The sequence below is a fragment of the Staphylococcus pettenkoferi genome (genome assembly GCF_002902685.1).
In the GTDB taxonomy this organism is placed as follows: Bacteria; Bacillota; Bacilli; order Staphylococcales; family Staphylococcaceae; genus Staphylococcus; species Staphylococcus pettenkoferi.
In genome coordinates, this window is sequence record NZ_PPRN01000097.1 from 1 (window position 1) to 514 (window position 514).

A 514-nucleotide genomic window follows, 5' to 3' on the forward strand; every position below is an offset into this window, starting at 1 on the left:
TTAGTAACGTCCTTCATCGGCTTCTAGTGCCAAGGCATTCACCGTGCGCCCTTAATAACTTAATCTCAATTGTTTTAAGTCAACCACTTAAAACCTTAGTTATTAATCTGTGAGTGTTCTATTGAACACTAGCGATTATTTTTGAATTCAAGCTTTTAAAAACTCTAATTCACTCGGTTTTGCTTGGTAAAATCTATTACTTACTATCTAGTTTTCAATGTGCAACTTCAAAAGTTAGTACTCTTGAGAACAAATTTCATTTTAATAAACACAATAGAAACTTGTCAAATAAATGGTGGGCCTAAGTGGACTCGAACCACCGACCTCACGCTTATCAGGCGTGCGCTCTAACCAGCTGAGCTATAGGCCCTCAATTATTTTCGATTCAAGCGTTTTCACTTTCCTCTATTTAATTGAATACTCTTCATGAGCATTCAAAACTAAATGCAATATGTCACCGTTATTCCGCTTTCATCTTCTACGAAGATGTTCCGAATAATAATCCTTAGAAAGG

General features: G+C 36.0%; 1 tRNA gene. It reads right to left on the minus strand.

Going from position 1 to position 514, the window contains the following annotated elements:
* Positions 1 to 293: 293 nt before the first annotated feature.
* Positions 294 to 370 (minus strand) — tRNA-Ile (locus CD126_RS11790).
* Positions 371 to 514: the final 144 nt, after the last annotated feature.